This window comes from Neisseria sp. HMSC056A03 (assembly GCF_001815685.1).
GTDB lineage: Bacteria > Pseudomonadota > Gammaproteobacteria > Burkholderiales > Neisseriaceae > Neisseria > Neisseria subflava.
The window spans coordinates 1-5,260 of sequence record NZ_KV821616.1 but is presented as its reverse complement, the minus strand read 5'-3'; the positions used below and the strand labels follow the sequence as shown (position 1 = coordinate 5,260).

At 49.9% G+C, this 5,260-nt stretch carries 2 protein-coding genes and 1 pseudogene; all 3 read right to left on the bottom strand.

Annotated features, from left to right (window positions below; genetic code table 11):
- Positions 1-161: 161 nt before the first annotated feature.
- On the bottom strand, positions 162-2,891 hold the full coding sequence (locus HMPREF3052_RS03815; protein ID WP_070748640.1) for a lactoferrin/transferrin family TonB-dependent receptor: 2,730 nt from the start codon (positions 2,889-2,891) through the stop codon (positions 162-164).
- 86 nt (positions 2,892-2,977) lie between these two features.
- Positions 2,978-4,756: a transferrin-binding protein-like solute binding protein gene (locus tag HMPREF3052_RS03810; protein ID WP_070748638.1), complete on the bottom strand. Its 1,779-nt coding sequence runs from the start codon at positions 4,754-4,756 to the stop codon at positions 2,978-2,980.
- 137 nt (positions 4,757-4,893) lie between these two features.
- Positions 4,894-5,260: pseudogene (locus tag HMPREF3052_RS03805) on the bottom strand (aspartate/glutamate racemase family protein); the annotation flags it as partial.

Sequence of the window (5,260 nt, the reverse complement as noted above, 5' to 3'; positions counted from 1 at the left end):
CAATAGTGGGAAGCGGTCGATGTGTTTGGCGATCATGGCTTGTGCGGTTTGCTGGAAGTAAGGTGCTCATGGAAAATCCCCTAAATGTTTTGGTGGGAATTTAGGGGATTTCGGGGAATTTTGCAAAGGTCTCCTATTGCCTTGATGCACGGTTGCTTAGGTTAAAACTTCATCTCCAAAGTCAGGGTGTAATTTCGTCCCGGTGCGGCGTAGCGGTTATACCTACCGACATTATTGTGCCTATTGACCGCTCCTTCGGCAGTCTGCCTTACAGACTCCCAAGTGGTATACCGGTAGTTGAAGAGGTTATACACGCCTGCGCGCAGGGTCAGGTGTTTCTTGATATTGTAATATCCGAAAACATCCGTAACATGCCAAGGCCGCGTCCGCCGTGATGCTGCTTTTTTAGCATTGGCATTACCGTTCAACAGCGCCTGGCTGCCTAGCAGTTCGTCAACAGATTTTGCCTTGGAATAAGTAAACATCGTATTGATGCCCCATATTCCGTCAGGATGGTCGTAACCCAAACCCAATACATATCGTGAAGGTTGGACGGCATCAAAGAGATATGAAGTTACAAACGTCCTGTCGGCGCGTATATCGGCATCTTTGACCTTGATACGGTTATAGGCAAGCGTGGAATACAACCCGTCCGGCAACCTGCCCCATACACCGTGCCAATCGATTTTACCCAAAATATTGATACCGGCTATCCGTGCATTTTGAGCATTTCGGTATCCGGGGTCGCCAGAAGCCGAAGTTTGCCCGTTTTGAGTTCGGGTTTCATAACCGAATGCAATCAGGTCGCGATAAGCATTGTTGAAATAGCTGGCTTCCAAATTGCCGAAGTCCCCTTTAAATACAATACCTGTCTCTCTATTAAAGGATTTTTCCGGTTTCAGATCCAACGTTTTCAAAGACTCCCCGGCTCTCCAGCCGTACATTTCGGCAAACGACGGCAGACGGAAGCCCGTAGAAGCGCGATAAGTCAAATCCATCCAGGTGAAAGGCTTGAGGACTACGCCTGCGTTCCAAGAAAGGTTGCGGTGAGTGCCGGTAGAGACACTCTTATCTTCCGAATGCGTACTGCGGTAATCGTAACGTATGCCTGCTCCGACATCCGCCCACCTGCCCAAACGAACATTGTCTTGAACGGCTGCATAATAACCGTTGCCGCCGATATTCCTCGGTGTGCAGTCTGTATAGGTGTTATTGCCGAAGCGGCATATTGGCGATGTATTGACCGTGGTCTTGCCGATAGACACCCAATACGGTTTGCCTTGGCTTCCGTTGGGTGACTGCGCCCCTTCCGGGATTTTCGATCCATATGCCTGAACTGCGTTTTGAAGATAATAATCGCTGTGGGACAATTGCGACTTAAAGCGGTCGTACCCTAGATTGATACTCAAATTGTGACGAATTTTGGCCGTATCAAATGCCTTTTTAAATACTGCTTGGAACAGGTTTCGGCTTTCTTCATAAATCATCCGGTCGGATTTATAGAAGGAATACGGTTTATTGCCGTCGGGACGGCAATTTTTATCCGAACCGTCGTGAGAGCAATGCGTCTGCTGCAAACGGTTGTCCAAATCTATACCTTGCCGGTCATAAGAAAGTCGGGCGTAATCGGCCCAGGTATCCTTGTCAGCATTATGGTAAACATATTCGACCCCGTACCGGTTTTTAGTATGGCGTTCATCATAAAACACGCCGGTACCGTAACCGATACCCTGCAATGTACCGCCCTCTCCCTGAACAAACAGCCTTTCGGCCTTATTATTGCCCGAATATTTGCCAAAGCCGCTCGGCGTACCGTTTCTCCGGACACTTTCATTCAGATCGGCCTCGGTAAAATAGGCAGGAACAGTCATATCCCGTGTATCAAAGGTCTGCTGCGTACGTTCAAGAACGGCTCCGACATAATGGCGGTTGTCCAAATGCCACCCCGGTCGGAACAGCCATGATTGGCTGCCATACTCAAGCGGGTCCGCAAGGAAGCGGCTGGGGCCGGTATAATCCTGCGTGCTGACGGTTTTGCGCTCATCTTTGGCCAAAGCATCTTTTTTCGCATTGTCTTTACAGGCCGCATATCCATTGGAACATTCCTCTTCGACAATGAAATTTGCGTACGGATGGGTATCCTCGACCGGTATCAGCCGGTTGAAACTCTGCACACCTTTACCAGCATCTTTATGCGCATGGATTTCCTGCCCCCGCCGTTTAGTATAAATAAGGAGGGCTTCCGCGCCGCCGCTACGTCCTGCAAGCGCAAGGGACTGTGTCAGGGCATGGTCTTTTCCAGAATAGGCAGTTTTACTCTGAATGCCCCACTGTTTTCCCTCTCCGATAATGTCGGCTGCGGTTTTGGTTTGAAATGCGACCGAACCTGCCAATGCGCCGTTTCCGTATTCTGATGAATTCGAACCCTTGCTGATTTCAACGGCCTTAACGTTTTCATACTCAATTTCATTGATTGCGCCGCTGCTGCCCGCCGTCCTCGTCCCACCCAATGCCGCCTGCGCGGTGTAGGACTGTATTTGCGAAACGCCGTCTACCGTTAAGGAAACACGGTTTTTATCCATGCCGCGTATTGAATAGCCGGAACTTGCGCCCCGACCCTGTTCGACCACGGCAATACCCGGATCGTAACGGGTCAGGTCTCGGATATTCAAAACCTGTTCTTTACTTAGCGTCTCGGAAGATTTGACCAGCTTGCCCAGCCCGGTTACTTCGTTATCACGGCGGGTTTTCTGTTTTTTCGCATTGACCTGCACGGTATCGAGCTGCTTTTCCATCACTTGTCCGGACGGTAAAACATCCGCATAAGCAGGCAGCGCAGTCATCAGCGACAGGCATAAAATATTTAATCGGAACAAATGTTGCTGTTTCATATCATTTCTCTACTTACTGCCTTCAGACGGCATTTAAAGCCGATATGCCGTCTGAAGAACTTTCCTCTGTCAACCGGCAGCCCAGTTTACCGGACAAGCTGTTGGCGTTTCGTACCGAATACCACTGCCGCCTTGCCGCTTTCTCCCTCCAATGTATTTCCGGAGAACGATCCGCCCATCTCAATGGCGTTTTTGCCGTAGAAGCCGCCGGACACATCTGCACGGATATTCGTCCGTTTCGGATCGATGGTATTTTTCGGATCTAATGCAAAGCCGTTTTCACCGGTTTTCGCCACACCTGAAAAACCATTACCCTGAATCGTGGCAGTGATGGTGAATACGGGGGCAATGCGGTCTTTCGCCGTCAGCATACCGTTGAGGGTTTTCTCGGCAAAATTAACTTTAAACTCCGCCCGGTTACCGCCTTCCTTATTGGAAGGTTCGGCACTCCAGCTCGTACCATTAACAATAGTACCCGACCATGTACCGCGATATACCGCCTCTCCCGCCGTTACAGGCATATCGGAAACCGGCGTACGGCTGCCCTGCAGGAACATATCGTGCGAATCGCCGTGTTCCAACACCCCGAAATGCAGATAATCCAAATTGGAGCAACATGCCGACACCTTCACGCCGTCTTTCTCAAATACATGCTGGAATGCCGTCTGAGTGCCTTCGGACGGCACAAGCGCAAGCTCCACGCCGTCAATCAGCAGTTTGGCCACGTTGCCGAAGCTGTCTATCTGTTTTTTCACAAAATCCGCACCGATGCGGTAAGCGTCCATAAAGGTTTCAGCCAATGGTTTTTCTGCATCGTCTTTCTGTTTCGCACTGAATACGGCAAGCACTTTCTTATCGTTTGCCAAAAACTTACCGCCCAACTCGTCACCCTGAGGCCCGTAGAAACCACCTTCCAGACTGTCAGAATCAGAAACGAAGGGATGACCGTTCCCAGTATCTTTATCCGCAGCCAACGCCTTACCTTTGAAGCGGTTGCCGTGCAGGTTAGCCTGAATGTCGTACCGTTTAATTTGTTTGGTTTTATTTTCGGTTTCGTTATGGGTAATCCGGTTATTGCGGTAGAGCGCGCCGGTCATGGTCTTGGCGGCGAAATCCACCTCAAACTCGCTGGTCAGCCCGAAATCGGTCTGACCTTTCGGTGCCTCGCTTTCATTGCGCAACACATCCGCTTCCTCGGCAGACAAAGCCCCGTACCTATCCCCCGCTGGCGGACTACCCAACTGGGGAAACTTCTGTTTTTCCTTGGCATCGGTTACATAATCCCAAGTACCTTTGTAAATCGCCTTGCCCGTCGGCAGAGCTTGGGAAGGATTGCTGCCTTTGTAGAAAAGGTAGCCGCCCGGACCGAAAAGGGCGATATTGTTTTTGGGATCGATTTTATTGGCACCGTTGCGGTAGATATAGCCCGAGCGGACATACTTGAATTTCGTGTATCCTTCCACGCGGCTTTTACCGTCGCCCGTTGTGATGGATTCGTTCAGCGTACCCTTATCCATCGCAAAAATGTCATCCTTTTGGGGAAACTTATCCGGTTCACCCGCCGCCAATTTCACCCAATCCGCATCCGACAGCGGCTGATGCCCCTGTTTCACGTTGAAATGGACATTACGGCGCGGTATTTTGGCTGCAAAACCGTAAGCCGGACGGTCGTTTTCCGCCGCCTGCGCTTCATCGGGTTTTGCCGGTTTTTCAGTCTGTTCGTCTTGGTATTTCGGTGCTTCGGACTGCGGGTTGTGCTGTTTCGTTTCCACGCTGTCCAAATCGAAACTGCCGCCGCCCGCGCAGGCAGAAAGCAGCAGCACAGGCAGGATACCGGCTGCTTGGGCAATAAGTGAATTTTTCATATCAACTTTTTTAAAAATGATAATAGTTTATATTCTATTAACTTAAAATGTAATTTGCAAACATTTTCTGACGTATCTTCACAAAAAACACCCGCACATCCTTACTCCAGATATGCGGGTGTTTGAGCAAACTTTGCCTAACCCAAAGACACCATTTCAATCTGCTCCATCGTCCTACCCAGGAAACGTTCGCCTATTATTCTGAATTTCAAAGGAATATCGCTGACATAAAAACGATAGTCGGGATTATTGTTGTCAGTATTGAGTAATCCCTCCTGCGCAAGGACGCGTGCTGTTTCTTCAGCCATCGTAATTGCAGAATCAACCAACGCGACATTACCCGCCTCCCTACCGATTAAGGGCTTGAGCAAAGGAAAGTGCGTGCAGCCCAACACCAGCGTATCGATGCCGTCTGCAAACAATGGTTTGAGGTATTCGCATACGGTCAGGTGGGTAACTTCATGTCCCAACCAACCTTCCGCATCGGTACGGGTATGTTGTTTG